This is a genomic window from Geodermatophilus amargosae (assembly GCF_041028265.1).
Classification (GTDB): Bacteria; Actinomycetota; Actinomycetes; order Mycobacteriales; family Geodermatophilaceae; genus Geodermatophilus; species Geodermatophilus amargosae_A.
Genome location: NZ_JABGCW010000020.1, coordinates 63,313 through 77,562 on the forward strand (window position 1 = coordinate 63,313; position 14,250 = coordinate 77,562).

Genomic DNA, 14,250 nt, shown 5'->3' on the forward strand with positions numbered 1-14,250 from the left:
TGTCCTGAAGCGGTTGCACCTGGCAACCTCCCTTGCGGTCGGCGCGTGCAGTCGGCGGCCATGCTCGGGGGTCTGGCCGACTGCTACTCCACCACCACGGACGCCCCCGTCCTGCCCCGCGCAGGGCGGGGGCGTCCGGCGTCCCCGGCTGCCGCTGGAACGGCGACGGTGTGCGCCGACGCCGTGTCCCGTGCGCGAGAGGGCGGCGTCGGCGCACACGCTCGCCCTAGGCTGGCCACACACACCCGCACCGGCGTCCGGAGGTCCCCGTGCTGCTGCGACTGCTCGGCCTGCTGCTGGTCGTCTGGATCGTCGTGACCGTCATCGGCTGGGTGGTGGAGGGCCTGTTCTGGCTGGTCGTCGTCGGCCTGGCCGCCTTCCTCGTCACCGCCGCGATCGGCGCCCGGAGGGGCATCCGCCGCTGAGCCTCACCCGGCGTGGGCGCGGCTGCTGAGCACGAAGCCGTTGCCGTCGGGGTCGACGAACACCGCCTGCCGCCCCCAGGCCTCGGTGCGCAGCGGCCCCTCGAAGGGCACGCCCGCCCGGGCGAGCCGCGCGTACTCCGCGTCGACGTCGTCGACCTCGAACACCAGACCCTGCAGTGAACCCGGGGGCATCCGGTCGAACCAGGTGACCAGCGTCAGTGTCGTCGCGGCACCGGGCGCGCCCACCTGCACCCAGCGCATGCCCGGCGCGAACTCGGCGTCGCGCACCACCGCGAGGCCGACCTGCTCGGTCCAGAACCGCAGGGCGACGCCCTGGTCGCTGACGGGGACGGAGACGACGGTGACGTCCACGGGGACCTCCTCGTACGGCGGGCCACCCAGTGCAGCGGACGCCACGACCGCCGGTCCAGCGGTGCGGACACGACGGTGCCCCCGGCCCGCGGACGGCGGGCCGGGGGCACCGGGGGTGCGGGCGCTCAGTGCGCGGCGGCGACCGCCGTCGGACGAGCGAGACGCACGCCGGCCGCGGCCACCAGGCTCACCGCGCCGAGGACGGCCAGCGCGGTGCCGAGACCGCCGAGGGCGCCGGTGAGCGCGAGGACGACCAGCGGGCAGAAGAACTGCCCGATGAAGAAGGCCGACGTCCAGATCCCGGTGCCCCGGCCGCGCTGCTCGAAGCTCAGCGAGCCGAGGGCCCAGGTGAGCAGGGACGGCAGGATCAGCCCGTTGCCGAAACCGGTGATCACGGCGAACGCGATCACCGCAGGGACCGCCGAGGACAGGCCGAGTCCGACGATGCCGACACCGGAGAGGGCGAAGGCGAGCGGCACGAGGACCGCCGGACCGCGCTTGGCCAGCCGGCCGAAGAGGATCCCGCCGACCGCGGTGCCCACCGACGCGATCGCGCTGGCGGCACCGATGACCGCCGTGGACTCGACGCCGATGTCGTCGAGCTTGAAGGACAGCTGGACGATCAGGACGTAGAAGACCAGCCCACCCACCAGGGACACGCCGAGTGGCGCAGCGAGCCGGCGCCACGGCAGGGCCGGCAGCTTCTCGGCGCGTGCTGCCGCCTGCACCCGCGGGGCCGGCTGCCAGATCAGCTTGGCGGCGGCGACGGCGAGCGGCAGGCTGACCGCGTACAGCCAGAACGGCGTCCGCCAGTCCGCCGCGCCGAGCGCGCCTCCGACCCCGAAGAAGACCGTCGCGGCGACGGTGGTGAAGACCACCTGGAGGCCGAAGTACCTCTCGCGCTGGGAGCCGTGGAAGTAGTCGGCCAGCAGGGTCGTGCAGCAGGTCATGATCGCCGCCTCGGTGAGGCCGAGGAGCACGCGGCTGGCCACGATGAGCTCGAGCGAGGACAGCCACACGGGCGCGGTGCCCACGAACGCGTAGACGACGAGCGCGCCGACGAGCAGGCGCTTGCGGCCCACCCGGTCGACGATCCGGCCGGCGATCACCGCGGTGAGGCCGATGACCAGCGCCGGCGCGGTCAGCACGACCGGCGCCAGCGCCTCGACCCCCGGGGTGTCGGCGAAGGCGTCCTGGATGCGGGGCAGCACGGGCGCGAGCAGCACGGCGCCCAGGACGGCCAGGCAGCTGGACAGCAGCAGGACCAGCGCCTGTGCGCGGCCGGCCGGCCGCCCCGTGACGGGATCGACGGCGACCTCGCCGGCCAGCGGCTCCTCGGCCGGCCGCTCAGGGCTCAGGACGTTCTCCGACACGGGCGTCTCCATCGACGGGCGTGCCGGTCCCGGTGACCGGCATCACTGGAGGAGGAGTGTCAGGACGCCGGGGGTCGAGCGGAAATCACTTCTCGTGCTACGCCTCATCGACCAGGTCGATACCCACCGGCCGCTCCCCCGCGGCCAGGTCGGCAGCCCGCGCGACCAGGTCCCGGAGGTAGGCGTGCTCGGGGTCGTCGTCGAAGACGGGGTGCCACCACATCGCCTCGATGAGCGGTCCGGCGTCGAACGGGCACGGCAGCGCCCGGATGCCGGTGTCGAGGGGCAGCAGGTCCACGAGCCTGCGCTGCAGCAGCGCGATCCGGTCGCTGCCGGACACCAGCGCGGGCACGGTCAGGAAGCTCTCGGTCACCACCTGGACGCGCGGCTCGATCCCCAGCATGCGCATCTGGCGCGCGGCCGGGGTCGACGCCGTCGGCCCGTGGTAGGTGACCACCCACGGGAGGGTCTCCAGGTCGTCGACGGTCAGGCCGGCGTCCACGACGGGGTTGTCGGCGGCCACCACGCAGACCCACTCGTCGCGGTACAGGTCGCGGCGGGACAGGTCGGTGAGGAACCCGGGCGGCAGGAAGAGGAGGTCGGCCGACAGCAGCGCCTGCTCCGCCCGGTCCACGATCGCCGGGGAGTGCGTGCCCAGCCGCAGGCGGGTGTGCGGCGCCTCCTCGGCCAGCAGGCCGGCCACGGTGTCCCCGAGCACCGTGACGACGTAGTCGCTGACCAGCAGGGTGAACTCGCGGGTCGACGACGCCGGGTCGAACTCCAGCTGGGCGGAGAACACCCGCTCGACACCCGACAGGGCGATCCGGGCGAGCTCCCGGAGCTGCACGGCGAGCGGCGTCAGGCGGTACTCGTTGCCGACGCGGGTGAGCAGCTCGTCGCCGAAGTGGCGGCGGAGCCGGGCCAGCGACGCCGAGAGGGCCGGCTGGCTGAGCCCCATCTGCGCCGCGGCCCGCGTGACGCTGCGCTGCTGGAGCAGCGCGTCGAGGGACACCAGCAGGTTGAGGTCCAGGCCGGCGAGGTTCACCGGCCCACGCTATCGACGTCGTCGATGCCGGACATCAGACATCTCGTCTTCCCTCACCCCTGTGGGCTGCACCACTGTCGTCACCGTGCACGAGTTCCCGGACCGCCTCGACCGCAGCGACCCCGAGGGGGCGATCGCCGCGACGGCGAAGCGCGTCTCCAACTGGGGCCGGTGGGGTGCCGACGACGTCATCGGCACGCTGAACCTCCTCGACGACGCCAAGCGGCGCGAGGGTGCGGCGCTGGTCCGCCGGGGCGTGAGCTTCTCGCTGTCGCAGACCTTCGACACGGACGGCCCGCAGAAGGGCTGGCGGCGGCGCGTCAACCCCGTCCACACCATGACCGACACCGGGCTCGACGCCGAGCGCAACGTGCAGGGCTTCCCGCACGGCATCGGCGGCGCCGACGACTTCATCGCCATGCCGCTGCAGGCCTCCACCCAGTGGGACGGCCTCGGGCACATCTTCGACCACGGCAACGCCTGGAACGGCCGCCGCGCCGGCGACGTCGTGACCAGCATGGGCGACTCGGTGACCGGCATCGAGACCGTCGCCTCCCTGATCGCCGGCCGCGGGGTGCTGCTCGACGTGGGGCGGGCCCTCGGCACCGACGGCGAGCTGCCCGACGGGTTCGCCATCACCACCGAGCACCTCGAGGCGACGATCGCCGCGCAGGGCGGGTCCGCGCGCGTCGGCCGCGGCGACCTGCTGCTCGTGCGCACCGGCCGGCTCACCCGCGCCCGCCGCGACATCGCCGAGGGACGCGGCTGGGGCGACTACGCCGGCGGCGCCGCCCCGGGCCTGTCCTTCACCACCGCGGACTGGCTGCACGGCACCGAGATCGCCGGCATCGCCACCGACACGTGGGGCTTCGAGGTGCGCCCCAACGAGTTCGACGAGGCCTTCCAGCCGCTGCACCAGATCGCCATCCCGCACATCGGCCTGTTCCTCGGGGAGATGTGGGACCTCGACGCGCTCGCCGCCGACTGCGCCGAGGACGGGCGCTACGACTTCTGGCTCACCGCCGCACCCCTGCCGGTGACCGGCGCGGTCGGCGCCCCGGTCAACCCGATCGCCGTCAAGTGAAGGAGGCACCCGTGCCCGCCGTCAGCACCGTCCTCGTCGTCGGGGCCGGTCTCGCCGGCGCCGCGACCGCGATCCGCCTGGCCGAGGCCGGCGTCGCCGTGGACCTGGTCGAGATCAAGCCCGACACCGCCGCGCTGGGCTCGGGCATCACCCTGCAGGGCAACGCGCTGCGCGAGCTGCGCAACCTGGGCGTCTGGGAGCAGGTGCAGGCCGCCGGCTACGCCTTCGACGTCACCGGCATCCGCGCACCCGACCCGGCCGGCAGCATCGTCGCCGAGGTCCCCGACGCGCGCACCGGCGGCCCCGACCTGCCCGCCGCCATGGGCATGCCCCGCCCGGAGCTGGCGCGCATCCTCACCGAGCGCGCCGCCGAGGTGGGCGTGAAGGTGCGGTGCGGGACCACCCACACCGCCCTCACCCAGGACGACGCCGGCGTCGACGTCACCTTCGCCGACGGCTCGACCGGCCGCTACGACCTCGTCGTCGGCGCCGACGGGCTGCGGTCCTGGACCCGCCGCGCGATCGGCGTGGAGCTGGAGACCCGGCCGGTCGGCATGGGCATCTGGCGGGCGTTCGGCCCGCGGCCGGCGAGCGTCACCCGCACCGACCTGTACTACGGCGGGCCCTCGTTCATCGCCGGCTACTGCCCCACCAGCGAGGACTCCCTCTACGCCTACATCGTCGAGCCGGCGCAGGACCGCTCCACGCTCACGCCCGAGCAGCAGCTCGCCACGATGAAGGAGCTCGCCGCGGCCTACCACGGGCCGTGGGACGAGATCCGCGAGCAGCTCACCGACCCGTCCCGGGTGAACTACACCTGGTTCGAGACGCACGTGCTGCCCGCGCCGTGGAACCGCGGCCGCGTCGTCCTCATCGGCGACGCCGCGCACACCTGCCCGCCGACCATCGCGCAGGGCGGGGCGATGGCGCTGGAGGACGCCTACGCGCTGACCGACCTGCTGCGCACCCGCGACGTGCTCGACCAGGACCTGTGGGACGCCTTCCACGCCCGCCGGTTCGACCGCGCGAAGACCGTCGTCGACGCCTCCAACCAGCTCGCCCAGTGGCAGCTCGACCACGTGCAGGGCGACATCCCGGGGCTCATGCGCTCCATCGCCCAGCTCGTCGCCCAGCCCGCTTGACCCACCCCGTCGAGCCTTTGGCGCGACGAAGGCCCTACCTGGAGCCAGACATGACCCAGCGCCTGATCACCCACCTGCGGCACGTCGACCTGGCCGTGCCCGACCTCGGCAAGCAGCTCGACTTCTACACGAACACCTGGGGCCTGACCGCCGAGCACAGCGACTCGGGGATCGCGTTCCTGGCGGCCGAGGGATCGCCCGAGCAGTACGTCGTCCGGCTGCGGCAGGCCACCGACAAGCGGATCGACCTGATCTCCTTCGGGGTGGCGACGCCGGCCGACGTCGACACCCTCGCCGCGCAGGTCGCCGCCGACGGCGTGCAGCTCGTCGGCGAGCCCGACACCCTGCAGACCCCCGGTGGCGGGTACGGCTTCCGGTTCTTCGACAACGAGGGCCGCACCGTCGAGATCAGCTCCGACGTCGCCGTCCGGCAGCACCGGAAGATCGAGGAGGGCGAGTCGATCCCGGTGCGCCTCTCGCACGTCGTCCTCAACTCCGCCGACCCCGAGGGCACCCGCGCCTTCTACGAGAAGCACCTGGCCTTCGCCCTGTCGGACACGCTCATGCACCCGCGGATGGGCAGCATGATGTGGTTCATGCGGATCAACGCATGGCACCACAGCATGGCCATCGCCCGCGGCCCGCACCCCTCGCTGCACCACGCCTCGTTCGAGATGCGCGGCATCGACGAGTACATGCGCGGCACCGGCCGCCTGCTGCGCGCCGGCGTCGAGAAGATCTGGGGACCCGGCCGGCACCTGGCGGGCAACAACACCTTCAGCTACTTCCTCGACCCGCACGGCAACACCGTCGAGTACACGACCGAGCTCGAGCTGGTCGACGAGGACACCTGGCACCCGCACGTGTACGACATCAGCAACCCCGAGGTCAGCGACCAGTGGGGCACCGCGAACGCGATGAACGAGTTCGTCGCGCAGAAGTCGTTCAACGACCCCGACAAGGGTCTCTTCGTCGCTCCCCCGGTCTGATGCGGTTCGCCACCTGGGAGGCCGGCGGCCGGGTCACCGCCGGCGTCGTCTCCGACGCCGGGCTCCACGAACTCCCCGAGCGGGCGACGGTGCTCGACCTCGTCCGCTCGGGGCTCCCCGCTGCGATCGAGGCCGGCACCGCAGCGCTCGACGGGCCGGCGATCCCGGTCGGGTCCGTGCGGCTGCTGCCGCCGCTGGCCGCACCGACCGTCCGCGACTTCGTCGCGTTCGAGGAGCACGTCGAGGGGATGGTGGCGCCGAGCGGCGACGCCGTCGCGCCGGAGTGGTACCAGGCGCCCACGTTCTACTTCACCAACCCGTACGCGCTCGTCGGCGCGTTCGACGACGTCCCGGTGCCCCCGGGGTCCCAGCGGTTCGACTTCGAGCTCGAGGTCGCCGTCGTCGTCGGCCGGGACGGCGCCTCGCTCTCCCCGGAGCAGGCCCGCGACCACGTCTTCGGCTACACGGTCCTCAACGACTGGTCCGCCCGCGACCTGCAGTTCCGCGAGATGGCCGTCCGGCTCGGCCCGGCCAAGGGCAAGGACTCGGCCACGACCCTCGGGCCCTGGCTGGTCACCGCCGACGAGCTCGAGCCGTACCGCGACGCCGAGGGCTTCCTGCAGCTCGACATGCGGGTCAGCGTCAACGGCACCGAGATCGGCCAGGACCTGCTCTCCAACATGGGCTGGCCGTTCGAGGAGCTCGTCTCCTACGCCTCCCGCGGCACCGAGGTGCGCGCGGGCGACGTGCTCGGCTCCGGCACCTGCGGCAACGGCGGCTGCCTGGCCGAGCTGTGGGGTCGGCGCGGCGGCGCCGCGCCTCCCCCGCTGCGGCCCGGCGACGTCGTGGAGATGACCGTCGAGGGCATCGGCACGATCCGCAACCGCGTGGTGCCCGGGGTGGACCTGCCCGCGGTCCGCGCCGCCCGGCCCCGGCCGCGCACCCGTACGCGCCCGGCGTGAGCCTCCTCGGCAGGGTCGTCGTCGTCACCGGCGCGGCCCAGGGTCAGGGTGCCGCGGAGGCCCGGCTGCTGACCGCCGAGGGCGCCACCGTGGTCGCCACGGACGTGCGGCCTGCACCGGCCGAGGACCTCGGCGGCGCAATCTACCGGCGGCTCGACGTCACTGACGCCGCCGGCTGGGCCGCGCTGGCCTCCGACCTGCAGACCGAGCACGGCCGGGTGCACGGGCTGGTCGCCAACGCCGGGATCACCTGGCGGGCGCGGCTGGGCGACCTCGACCCGGCCGACCTCGCCCGGGTGTCGGAGGTCAACGTGACCGGCACCCTGCTGGGCATCCAGGCGCTCACCCCGCTGATGACCGCCGGCGGCTCGATCGTCGTCGTCGGCTCGGTGGCGGCCCTGACCGGCCACTACCCGGTGGCCTACACGGCGTCGAAGTGGGCGCTGCGCGGGCTGGCGAAGGCCGCCTGCCTGGAGCTGGGCCCGCGCGGCATCCGCGTCAACACCGTGCACCCCGGCTACATCGAGACCCCGATGACCGCCTCGGCGGCCCCGGCGTTCCGCGACGCCAACCTCGCCGAGACCCCGCTCGGCCGCACCGGCACCGTCGACGAGGTGGCGCCCCTGGTGGCCTTCCTCCTCGGCGACGGCGCCTCCTTCGTCACCGGCGCGGAGATCCCCGTCGACGGCGGCATGACCGCCCACGGCGGCGTGAAGTCGATCAGCGACGCCGTCCGTACCTGAGAGGAACCACCCGTGTTCGAGTACTTCCCCACCGGCCCCTACACCTGGAACCTCGGCGTGGTCGCCACGCTGAACTCCGGCGGGCTGATCGACGAGGTCGACCGCGCCTGCCGGCCGATCAAGGACGCCGCGAACGCCGGCGAGGACGCCGGGACGCCGGACTTCCTGCGCGCCTGGACCGCGCTGACCGACCAGCTCGTCGGCCAGGCCGAGGAGGCCGAGAAGGCGGGGCACGTCCGCACCGCCGGGCAGCTGTGGTTCCGCGCCAGCAACTACCTCGCGCAGGCCGAGCGCATGCTCGCGCACTCCGACCCCGACCGGGTGCCGACCTACCGGCGGATGCTGGAGATCGCCCAGCGGGCGTTCGAGACGCACAGCCCGCGGGTGTCGCGGGTGGAGGTGCCCTACGAGGGCACGACGCTTCCGGCCTACCTGAGCGTGGCGCCGGCGGCCGACGACGGCCCGGTGCCGGTGGTCGTGCTGGTCAACGGGCTGGACTCCACCAAGGAGCACATGTACGCCTCGAACCACTGGGAGGAGCTCGCCGCCCGTGGCATCTCCTGCCTGATGCTCGACCAGCCCGGCACCGGTGAGGCGCTGCGGCTGCAGGGCCTGACCGCCCGGGTCGACACCGAGGCGTGGGGCGCGGCGGCGGTCGACTTCCTGCAGGCCCGGCCCGACGTCGACGGGGACCGCATCGGCGTCGTCGGCTGGTCGCTGGGCGGCTACTACGCCCCGCGGGCGGCGGCGTTCGAGAAGCGCTTCGCCCTCTGCGTGGCCTGGGGCGCCAACCACGACTGGGGCGCGGTGCAGCGCCGCCGCCGCCGGCGCGAGGGCGAGCGGCCGGTGCCGCACTACTGGGAGCACGTGCTCTGGGTGTGGGGCGTCGACGGCGACGAGAACGACCTGGACGGGTTCCTCGACTTCGCCGACCGGATCAACCTCGAGGGCGTCGTCGAGCAGATCACCGTGCCGTTCCTGGTCGCCCACGGCGCCAACGACCGGCAGATCCCGCTGGAGATGGCGCACCGCTCCTACGACCAGGCGGTCAACTCCCCCAAGCGGGAGCTGCGCGTGTTCACCCCCGAGGAAGGCGCGACCGAGCACATCGGCCTGGACCACCTGCCGTACGTGAGCACGTTCGTCGCCGACTGGGTGGCCGACACCTTCGCCGAGCTGGGCCGCGGGGCGGCGTCGTGAGCATGCTGTTCGTCAAGCTGCCGGTGCGCGACCTCGCGGCGGCGCGGGCCTTCTACGAGGCGCTCGGCTTCCGCATCGAGGAGACCTCCTCCGACGAGGGCGAGGCCGCGGTGGTGCTGGGCGACGAGCTCGTGCTGTCGCTGCAGACCCGGGAACGCTTCGCCGCGCTGCTGCCCGGGGACGCGGGCGATCCCGCCCAGGCCCCCACGGCGGTGCACGCCCTCACCGCGGACAGCCGTGGCGAGGTCGACGAGCTGGTCGGGAAGGCGGAGGCCGCCGGCGGCCGGCCGGGGCTGCCCCCGCGCGAGGAGGACGCCAGCTACACCGGCAGCTTCGCCGACCCGGACGGCAACGTCTGGGAGATCGTCTGGATCGACCAGCTGCACGTCGTCAACTGAGCAGCGAGTGGGCTGCCGCACCTCACTGCTGAGCTGCTCGGCGGTCAGCCCGCCAGGGACAGGTCGAGGGTGTGCGCGGTGTGGTCGCGCTTGACGGCCAGGTAGCGGGCGTTGGCCGGCGACAGGTGGACGCCGGTGGGCACCTGCTCGGTCACCTCGACGCCGAGCAGCTCGAGCTGGACGGCCTTGTCGGGGTTGTTCGACAGCAGCCGGATCCGGTCGGCGCCCACCGCCTGCAGCATCTGCGCCGCCACGGTGTAGTCGCGCTCGTCCTCGCCGCGGCCCAGCGCGACGTTGGCCTCGTAGGTGTCGAGGCCGGCGTCCTGCAGGGCGTAGGCGTCGAGTTTGGCGTACAGGCCGATGCCGCGGCCCTCCTGGCGCAGGTAGAGCAGGAAGCCGCCAGCCCCGGTGATCCGCTCGGCCGCCTCGCGCAGCTGCGGGCCGCAGTCGCAGCGCTCGGAGCCGAAGACGTCGCCGGTGAGGCACTCGCTGTGCGGCCGGACCAGCGGCGCCTCGCTCCCGGCCGCCGAGCGCGCCAGCGCGCCGCGCCAGTCGCCGAGCCCGAGCAGCAGGTGCTCCCGGCCGTCGGCGAGCCCGTCGAAGGTGACCACCTCGGCCGTCGTCGCGTATCCGTCGGGGAAGCGCAGCGGCACGGTGACACGGGTGCGCACCGCCGCTGCCGGTACCGGGGACACGAGGTCCGCGCCGAGGGTGAGGGTCATGCAGACCTCCGGGTCGCTTGTAGCTACAAGTGTCACCGTAGTCGCCGACACTTGAAGCTACAAGTACCGGGGTGCGACGATGTCGCCGTGGAACCCCGGTGGCTGACCGACGACGAGATGGCGGCGTGGCTGCGGCTCGTCGCCGTGGTGGAGCTGCTGCCCGGCGTCCTCGACGGCCAGCTGCGCCGCGACGCCGCGCTGACCCACTTCGACTACCACGTGCTCGCGATGCTGTCGGAGGCACCGCACCGGACCCTCCGCATGACCGAGCTGGCCACCCGCACCAACGCCACGCTCCCCCGCCTGTCCCACGTCGTGCGCCGGCTGGAGGAGCGCGGCCTGGTCGAGCGCGCGCCCTGCCCCTCCGACGGGCGCGCCACCAACGCGCGCCTCACCGACGCCGGCTGGGCCAAGGTCCGGCAGACCGCGCCCGGGCACCTGGCCACGGTCCGCGAGCACGTCTTCGACGCCCTGACCCCCGAGCAGGTCTCCCAGCTCGAGGCGATCGCGGGGGCGGTCCTGGAGCGCCTGGACCCCGAGGGCCGGGTGGCCGTCGCTCTGGAGGCGGCGGCCCGCCGGCGCGGCTAGCGGCTAGCGGTCCCCGGACCGGTCCCGGGAGGTGGCCCGCACGAGCTTGCGGACGCCGGCGATCCAGCGCCCGGGATCGGCGGCCTTCTGCGCCCAGTAGGTGCCCACCTCCGGGTGCGGCAGGATGAGGAAGCGCTCGTCGGCCAGCCCTTCGACCACCGACTGCGCCACGTCGTCGGGCTGGATGACCCGCCCCGAGGCGACCACCACGGCCGCCGCGGCCTCGCCCTCCTCCAGCGGGTCGAGCAGCAGCGGCGTGGCCACCCCGAGCGGGCAGACGGCGCTGACGCCGATGCCGCGGTCGCCGTAGGTGACCGCCAGCCACTCCGCGAACGCGACGGCACCGTGCTTGGTCACGGTGTACGGGGCGTCGCCGGGCGTGGTGAGCAGGCCGGCCGCCGAGGCCACGTTGAGCAGGTACCCGCTGCCCCGCTCGAGCATCGACGGCAGCACGGCACGGGCCGCGTGGACGTGGGCGAGCACGTTGACGGCGAAGACCTGCTGCCAGACGTCGGGAGGCGTCTCCACCCCGCCGCCGGAGAAGACGCCGGCGTTGGAGCAGAACAGGTCGATCCGGCCGTGCTCGCCCAGCGTCCGCTCCACCAGCGCCGCGACGGCGGTCCCGTCGGCGACGTCGGTGGTGTCCGCGGTCCCGCCGATCTCCGCGGCGACCCGCCGGGCGGCGTCGCCGTCCCGGTCGCTCACGACGACGGCGGCAGCACCCTCGGCGGCGAAGCGGCGGGCCAGTGCGGCGCCGATGCCGCTGCCGGCCCCGGTGACGACGACGACGGCGTCCCTCAGTTCCATGCCCCGGTCCTACCCCGATCGTCCTCAGCCCGCGACGCGGGTGGCCATGCCGGTGTAGTCGACGACCAGCCCGTCGTCGTCGACGGTGAGCTCGAAGGCGCCGTGCGCGTCGTCGGAGTACCGCCACCGCGAGGGACCCAGCCGCCGGTAGGTCTGCTCCACCCGGGTCACCCCGAGGCCCGGCACGTCGACCCAGGCCACCGGCGTGGTCACCTCCTGGCCGACCCCCAGCGACGCCAGCCGCCGGATCGGGAGGGTGTTGGTCAGCGGGGTCGCGGCGACGTCGACGTCCACGCAGCCGTCGAGGTCCGGCGCCCGCTCGCCGTCGCGGGTCCACCGGCCGTCGTCGCCGGCCGTCAGCACCAGCCGCCGCTCGCCGGCGGCGGACACCGCGGCCGCCTCCACCCGGCGGGTCGCCCAGGCGTCGTCGACCTCCACCCGGAACGAGCAGGCGAGCAGCGTCTCCGGGCCGGCCAGCACCTCGGTGCCGGAGAACAGCCAGCCGCCGGCCCGGTGCTCGACGCGCGCCAGGCTGTGCCCGGCGTCCTCGTCGGTCCGCCGCCACGCCACCACCCGGGTTCCCATGCGCGGAGGCTAGGGGCCGCCACCGACGGCCAGGGACCGGCCGATGCCGCGGGCGGTGGCGAGCAGCACCGGCACCGTCGAGGCGGCGCGATCGTCGTTCGGCACGATCACCGACAGCGCCGCGACCACCTCACCGAGCCCGTTGCGCACCGGCACCGCGACGCCGGCGGCGTCGGCGTGCACGTGGCCGGCCAGCAGCACCCACCCCTGCCGGCGCACCTGCTCGAGCAGCGCCCGCAGCCGGGCGGGTGAGGTGACCGTCGCGACCGTGTAGCGCTGCAGCGGTGCGGCGAGCACCCGCTCCTGCAGGTCCGGCGGGCCGTAGGCGAGCAGCACGACCCCCGACGACGACACGTGCACCGGCAGCCGCCCGGCGATCCGCGAGTAGTTGACGACGGCGTCGCGCGCCGACAGCCGCTCGAGGAACAGCACGTCGTCGCCGTCGCGCACCGCGAGCTGGGCGTGGTGGCCGACGACGGCGTGCAGGTCCTCCAGGTAGGGCATCGCGGCGTCGTGCAGCGAGCGGGTCGGCGAGGCCCGGGAGGCCAGCTCCCACATCCGCATGCCGATGCGCACCCGCCGGTCGGGCGCCCGCTCGAGCAGGCCGTGCCCGGTGAGCTGCCCGACGATCCGCGACGCCGTCGCCACGTGCAGGCCGGCCCGCCGCGCGAGCTCGGTGACGCCCAGCTCCGGCTCGTCCGGGGTGAACGCCTCGAGGACGCGGACGGCGCGGGCCAGCGAGGACTCCCCGGTCGCGGTGCGCGGCACGGTCGGACTCTCGTCCATTGAGACGGCGTTGTCCACGTCACAGACGTGGCCGTCACCCTGAGCGTGTGACCGCCACCACCCCGACCGCCGCACCGGCCGGCGCCGACGTGGCCACGCTGCGCGTGGTCGGCAAGCAGGTGCAGGCCGACGGCGTCCTCACCCTCGACCTCGCCGCGCCGTCGGGCGGGCGGCTGCGGGACTGGACGCCGGGCTCGCACGTCGACCTCGTGCTGCCCAACGGACTGACCCGGCAGTACTCGCTGTGCGGGGACCGTTTCGACCCCACCACCTACCGGGTCGGGGTGCTCCTCGAGCCGGAGAGCCGCGGCGGCTCGGCGTACGTGCACCGCGAGCTCGCGGTGGGCGACGTGGTCGGGGTGGGCGGCCCGCGCAACAACTTCCCCCTCGTGCCCGCCGACGGCTACCTGTTCGTGGCCGGCGGCATCGGCATCACACCGCTGCTGCCGATGGTGCGCCAGGCCGACCTGCTCGGCGCCGACTGGCGGCTGCTCTACGGCGGCCGGACCCGGCGGTCGATGGCCTTCCTCGACGAGCTGTCCGCCTACGGCGACCGCGTGCTGGTCCGGCCGCAGGACGAGACCGGCCTGCTCGACCTCGCCGGCTTCCTCGGCCGACCGCGGCCCGGCGTCCGGGTGTACTCCTGCGGCCCCGCCCCCCTGCTCGCCGCCATGGAGGCCGCCTGCGCGGCGTGGCCCCCGTACACGCTGCGCACCGAGCGCTTCGTCGCCGCGGACGGCGGCGCCCCGGCGCGCACCACGCCGTTCGAGGTCGAGCTCGCCCGCACCGGGACGACCGTGACCGTGGACCCGGGCAGCACCGTCCTCGAGGCGCTCAACCGGGTCGGCGTCGAGGTGCTGTCCTCCTGCCGGCGAGGGGTGTGCGGCACCTGCGAGACGACGGTCCTGGCCGGCCGTCCCGACCACCGCGACGCCCTGCTCGACGACGACGAGCGCGCCACCGCCGACTGCATGTACGTGTGCGTCTCCCGCTCCCGGGACGACCGCCTCGTCCTCGACCTCTGAGTCC

Annotated in this window: 17 protein-coding genes; 10 read left to right on the forward strand and 7 right to left on the reverse strand. The window is 74.3% G+C overall.

Features of this window, described 5'->3' with window-relative positions; all coding sequences use genetic code 11:
• The first annotated feature begins 269 nt into the window (after nucleotides 1-269).
• A complete protein-coding gene (locus tag HLV61_RS21170) occupies nucleotides 270-425 on the forward strand; it encodes a hypothetical protein (protein WP_170149180.1) in 156 nt (51 codons plus the stop codon).
• Nucleotides 426-428: 3 nt separating this feature from the next.
• Here the strand turns inward: HLV61_RS21170 and HLV61_RS21175 are convergent, their stop codons facing one another.
• The 3 genes from HLV61_RS21175 to HLV61_RS21185 form a co-directional block, all read right to left on the reverse strand.
• Nucleotides 429-797, reverse strand: a complete 369-nt coding sequence (locus HLV61_RS21175; RefSeq protein ID WP_369259058.1) for a VOC family protein — start codon at nucleotides 795-797, stop codon at nucleotides 429-431.
• 125 nt (nucleotides 798-922) lie between these two features.
• Nucleotides 923-2,170: an MFS transporter gene (locus HLV61_RS21180; protein ID WP_369259060.1), complete on the reverse strand. Its 1,248-nt coding sequence runs from the start codon at nucleotides 2,168-2,170 to the stop codon at nucleotides 923-925.
• A 97-nt stretch (nucleotides 2,171-2,267) separates the two neighbouring features.
• Nucleotides 2,268-3,215 (reverse strand): LysR family transcriptional regulator, encoded by a 948-nt coding sequence (locus tag HLV61_RS21185; RefSeq protein ID WP_369259062.1) that lies wholly within the window; start codon nucleotides 3,213-3,215, stop codon nucleotides 2,268-2,270.
• Nucleotides 3,216-3,300: 85 nt separating this feature from the next.
• Between HLV61_RS21185 and HLV61_RS21190 the strand changes: the two genes are divergently transcribed.
• From HLV61_RS21190 to HLV61_RS21220, 7 genes are read left to right on the forward strand one after another with little or no spacing between them, the layout of a single operon-like run.
• Nucleotides 3,301-4,299 (forward strand): cyclase family protein, encoded by a 999-nt coding sequence (locus tag HLV61_RS21190; RefSeq protein WP_369259064.1) that lies wholly within the window; start codon nucleotides 3,301-3,303, stop codon nucleotides 4,297-4,299.
• 11 nt (nucleotides 4,300-4,310) lie between these two features.
• Nucleotides 4,311-5,441, forward strand: coding sequence for an FAD-dependent oxidoreductase (locus HLV61_RS21195; RefSeq protein ID WP_369259066.1), 1,131 nt, complete (start codon nucleotides 4,311-4,313; stop codon nucleotides 5,439-5,441).
• Between the two features lie 50 nt (nucleotides 5,442-5,491).
• Nucleotides 5,492-6,430, forward strand: a complete 939-nt coding sequence (locus HLV61_RS21200; protein ID WP_369259068.1) for a VOC family protein — start codon at nucleotides 5,492-5,494, stop codon at nucleotides 6,428-6,430.
• A complete protein-coding gene (locus HLV61_RS21205) occupies nucleotides 6,430-7,392 on the forward strand; it encodes a fumarylacetoacetate hydrolase family protein (protein ID WP_369259070.1) in 963 nt (320 codons plus the stop codon). Before HLV61_RS21200 ends, HLV61_RS21205 begins: the two co-directional genes overlap by 1 nt.
• A complete protein-coding gene (locus tag HLV61_RS21210; protein WP_369259072.1) occupies nucleotides 7,389-8,135 on the forward strand; it encodes an SDR family NAD(P)-dependent oxidoreductase in 747 nt (248 codons plus the stop codon). Before HLV61_RS21205 ends, HLV61_RS21210 begins: the two co-directional genes overlap by 4 nt.
• A gap of 12 nt (nucleotides 8,136-8,147) precedes the next feature.
• Nucleotides 8,148-9,335, forward strand: coding sequence for an alpha/beta hydrolase family protein (locus HLV61_RS21215; RefSeq protein ID WP_369259074.1), 1,188 nt, complete (start codon nucleotides 8,148-8,150; stop codon nucleotides 9,333-9,335).
• A gap of 2 nt (nucleotides 9,336-9,337) precedes the next feature.
• Nucleotides 9,338-9,733 (forward strand): VOC family protein, encoded by a 396-nt coding sequence (locus HLV61_RS21220; RefSeq protein WP_369259132.1) that lies wholly within the window; start codon nucleotides 9,338-9,340, stop codon nucleotides 9,731-9,733.
• A gap of 44 nt (nucleotides 9,734-9,777) precedes the next feature.
• Here HLV61_RS21220 and HLV61_RS21225 read toward each other — a convergent pair whose 3' ends face one another.
• Entirely contained in the window at nucleotides 9,778-10,455 is a 678-nt protein-coding gene (locus tag HLV61_RS21225) for a GTP cyclohydrolase II (RefSeq protein ID WP_369259076.1), read from the reverse strand.
• Nucleotides 10,456-10,542: 87 nt separating this feature from the next.
• Here HLV61_RS21225 and HLV61_RS21230 point away from each other — a divergent pair, with 87 nt between their 5' ends.
• Complete coding sequence (locus tag HLV61_RS21230; RefSeq protein WP_369259078.1) at nucleotides 10,543-11,043, forward strand: MarR family winged helix-turn-helix transcriptional regulator; 501 nt, start codon at nucleotides 10,543-10,545, stop codon at nucleotides 11,041-11,043.
• Between the two features lie 3 nt (nucleotides 11,044-11,046).
• On the opposite strand, the gene HLV61_RS21235 is transcribed toward HLV61_RS21230, so the two are convergent.
• The 3 genes from HLV61_RS21235 to HLV61_RS21245 are packed head-to-tail and all read right to left on the reverse strand — an operon-like array spanning nucleotide 11,047 to nucleotide 13,203.
• Complete coding sequence (locus tag HLV61_RS21235) at nucleotides 11,047-11,850, reverse strand: SDR family oxidoreductase (RefSeq protein WP_369259080.1); 804 nt, start codon at nucleotides 11,848-11,850, stop codon at nucleotides 11,047-11,049.
• Between the two features lie 24 nt (nucleotides 11,851-11,874).
• Nucleotides 11,875-12,435 carry a putative glycolipid-binding domain-containing protein gene (locus tag HLV61_RS21240; RefSeq protein ID WP_369259082.1) on the reverse strand — a complete coding sequence of 187 codons (561 nt, stop codon included), beginning with the start codon at nucleotides 12,433-12,435 and terminating at the stop codon, nucleotides 11,875-11,877.
• A 9-nt stretch (nucleotides 12,436-12,444) separates the two neighbouring features.
• Nucleotides 12,445-13,203: an IclR family transcriptional regulator gene (locus HLV61_RS21245; RefSeq protein ID WP_369259084.1), complete on the reverse strand. Its 759-nt coding sequence runs from the start codon at nucleotides 13,201-13,203 to the stop codon at nucleotides 12,445-12,447.
• 65 nt (nucleotides 13,204-13,268) lie between these two features.
• On the opposite strand from HLV61_RS21245, the gene HLV61_RS21250 reads away from it, so the two are divergent.
• Nucleotides 13,269-14,246, forward strand: coding sequence for a PDR/VanB family oxidoreductase (locus HLV61_RS21250; RefSeq protein ID WP_369259086.1), 978 nt, complete (start codon nucleotides 13,269-13,271; stop codon nucleotides 14,244-14,246).
• The last annotated feature ends 4 nt before the right edge of the window (nucleotides 14,247-14,250 follow it).

Bases quoted from the DNA above. Each gene is read 5' to 3' on its own strand.
- HLV61_RS21200 (WP_369259068.1), top strand. From the start codon at position 5,492: ATGACCCAGCGCCTGATCACCCACCTGCGGCACGTCGACCTGGCCGTG.
- HLV61_RS21205 (WP_369259070.1), top strand. From the start codon at position 6,430: ATGCGGTTCGCCACCTGGGAGGCCGGCGGCCGGGTCACCGCCGGCGTC.
- HLV61_RS21220 (WP_369259132.1), top strand. From the start codon at position 9,338: ATGCTGTTCGTCAAGCTGCCGGTGCGCGACCTCGCGGCGGCGCGGGCC.
- HLV61_RS21225 (WP_369259076.1), bottom strand. From the start codon at position 10,455: ATGACCCTCACCCTCGGCGCGGACCTCGTGTCCCCGGTACCGGCAGCG.
- HLV61_RS21235 (WP_369259080.1), bottom strand. From the start codon at position 11,850: ATGGAACTGAGGGACGCCGTCGTCGTCGTCACCGGGGCCGGCAGCGGC.
- HLV61_RS21240 (WP_369259082.1), bottom strand. From the start codon at position 12,435: ATGGGAACCCGGGTGGTGGCGTGGCGGCGGACCGACGAGGACGCCGGG.